Origin of the sequence: Puerhibacterium puerhi, assembly GCF_009846865.1 — a bacterium.
Taxonomy (GTDB): Bacteria; Actinomycetota; Actinomycetes; order Actinomycetales; family Cellulomonadaceae; genus Puerhibacterium; species Puerhibacterium puerhi.
The window spans coordinates 1-2,903 of sequence record NZ_WUWN01000088.1; the positions used below are offsets into that span (position 1 = coordinate 1).

1 protein-coding gene and 1 pseudogene are annotated in these 2,903 nt (G+C 76.7%); both read left to right on the forward strand.

Features of this window, described 5'->3' with window-relative positions; all coding sequences use genetic code 11:
• A partial coding sequence (gene murJ, locus GSF02_RS18385; RefSeq protein WP_328799047.1) for a murein biosynthesis integral membrane protein MurJ occupies positions 1-1,760 on the forward strand: 1,760 nt, incomplete at its 5' end.
• A gap of 136 nt (positions 1,761-1,896) precedes the next feature.
• Positions 1,897-2,903: pseudogene (locus GSF02_RS18390) on the forward strand (hypothetical protein); the annotation flags it as partial.

The window sequence follows — 2,903 nt, forward strand, 5'->3', positions numbered from 1 at the left end:
GCCGCCGCGCGCGCAAGGCGGCCGCGGCGCGGGGCGGGGCGACGCCGGCGGACTCCGCGGCGACGACGTTCGAGGCGGCGGCCGCCGGGCAGGAGGCCGCCACCGGCGACGCGTCCGGCACCGCCGCCGCGGCCCGCGGCGGCGACCTGCGGCGCGGGTCGCTGCTCATGACGATCGGCACCGCGGCCTCGCGGGCGTCGGGCCAGGTCCGCACGATGCTGCTGGTCGGGGCGATCGGCACGCTGGGCGCGGTCGCCGACGCGTTCGACATCGCGAACACGCTGCCGAACATGCTGTTCGCGCTCCTGGCGGCCGGCGTGCTGCAGGCCGTGCTGATGCCGCAGATCATGCGCGCGATGCAGGCGCCGGACGGCCGCGAGCGCCTCGACAAGCTCCTCACCCTCGCGATGCTGGGCATCCTGGTCGTCAGCGTGGTGCTGGTCGCGCTGACGCCGTGGCTCGTGGGCCTGTTCACGCTCAGCGGCCACTGGACCCCCGAGCAGCGCGGGCTCGCCACCGTGCTCGCCTACTGGTGCGTGCCGCAGGTCTTCTTCTACGGCGTGTTCACGCTGCTGGGCCAGGTGCTCAACGCCCGCGGCCGGTTCGGCGCGTACGGCTGGGCGCCCGTGGCGAACAACGTGGTCTCGGTCGTGGGCTTCGGCGCGTTCATCCTGCTCTACGGCTCGGCGCCCGACGGTGGCATCAACGACGTGGGCGGCTGGTCGACGGGTCAGACGGTGCTGCTGGCCGGCACGGCCACGCTCGGCATCGCCGCGCAGGCGGCGATCCTGGTGCGCGCGCTGCACCGCTCCGGCTTCCGCTGGCGCTTCCGCCTGGGCCTGCGCGGCATCGGCCTGCGCTCGGCCGGCAAGGTGGTCGGCTGGACCATCGGGGCCGTCGTCCTGGAGCAGGTCGGCGTCGCCTTCCTCAAGAACGTCACGAGCGCCGCCGGCGAGGCCGCGGACGCCGTCGACGTCGCCGGCAACGCCGCCTACACCAACGCGATGACGATCTACCTGCTGCCGCACTCGCTCGTCGTGGTCTCCATCGTCACCGCCCTGTTCCCGCGCATGAGCGCGGCGGCGGCGGCCGGCGACGTCGACGGCGTGCGGCGCGACATGTCGGTGGGCCTGCGCACCGCCGGCGTGTTCTCCGTGTTCTCGGCCGTGGTGATGCTGGTGCTGGCCCGCCCGCTGACCAAGTCGCTGCTGCCCACGCTGGGCCCGGCGGGCGTCGACGCCGGCGGCCCGGTGCTGCAGGCCATGGCGCTGGGCCTCGTGGCGCTCGGCATCACCGTGATGGTCAAGCGCATGTACTACGCGTTCGAGGACGGCCGCTCGATCTTCGTCATCCAGATCTTCGCGACGGCGAGCATGGTGGCCGCCCTGTGGGCCGCCACCCAGCTGCTGCCCGCCGAGCTGTGGGCGGTCGCCGCCGGCGCCGCCTACGCCCTGTCGACGTGGATCTCGGTGCTGCTGCGCGTGCGCGGCATGAGCCGCAAGCTGCACGGCATGGACGGCGCCCGCGTCCTGCGGCTGTACGTGCGTGCGGGGGTCGCCGCGGCCGTCGCCGGCGCGGCCGGCTGGTACCTGGCGCGGCTGCTCGGCGTCGACGGCGACCTGTCCTGGCCGCACGCGCTGGGCATCACCGCCGCCTGCGGCGTCGTCATGCTCGGGGCGTACCTCGGCCTGCTCAAGGCCATGCGGGTGCGCGAGCTCGACGACGCGCTGCGGCCGATCCTGCGCCGGCTGGGGCGGTGACCGTGCGCCGCGGGCGCTCAGGGCCCGGCGCGGCGGCGCCCGTACCATGGCCGGATCGCCGCGGTCCGGTTGAATGGACCGCAGCACGGACCGAGGAGCCCCGCGCTCCGTACCCGACGCCGAACGAGGAGGCCAGGTGAGCACCGTCCAGCCCGGCGGGCCGACGCCGAGCCACGCGCCCATCGAGCCCGGGACCGTCATGGTCGGCCGGTACCGGCTCGAGCAGCCCACCACCACCGACCTCGCCGACGCGGAGGTCTGGCAGGCGCAGGACCAGATCCTCGCGCGGCCGGTGCGCGTGACGTTCGTCCACGGCCCGTACGCGCAGGCGGCCCTGGACGCCGCCCGCCGCGCCGCGCTCGTCTCGGACGGGCGCCTCGCCCGCGTGCTCGACGTCGGTGCCGCAGTCGTCGGCGGCGCCGAGCGGCCCTACGTCATCTCGGAGCCGTACAGCGGCTCCACGCTCACCGAGATCGTCTCCGGCGGGCTCGTGGACCCGCAGCACGCCCGCGCCATCGTCGGCGAGGCGGCGGCCGCTCTCGACGCGGCCGCGCAGCGGGGCGTGCACCACCTGGCGCTGCGGCCCGAGGCCGTGCGGGTGGACGGCCACCGCGTCGTCGTCACCGGGCTGGGGATCGACGCCGGCCTCGCGGGCGTGGAGGGCGTGGCCACCGGCGGCGCCGCCGCCGACGCCCGCGACCTCGCGGCGCTGGCGTACTACGCGCTCACCGCGCGCTGGGCCGGCGACAGCCTCGACGAGCCCTGGATCACCCCCGACACCGTGCGCCCCCTGCCCGCGCAGCGGGACGAGCACGGCAACCTCGTGCCGCTGGCCACGCTGGTGCCGCACGTCGACGACGCCCTCGACTCGCTCGTGCGCCGCACCCTCGGCGCCGGCTCCGGCGCCGCCGAGGGCGAGGCGGTGCCGTCGACGCCCGGCGAGGTGGCCGACGCGCTGCACCCCTGGGGCGAGGTCGCCGGCGCGCTGACGAACCCGGACCTCGGGCGGCCGGCGGTGTCGCCCAGCGTCCCCGTGCGGCAGTCGGTGCGCGCGAACGGCACCCCGGGGCGCCGCCCGACGTCGGGCCGCATCGCCCGGGCCGGCGCCTACGGCGCGGCGGCGGCCGGCGTCGGCGCCGCGGC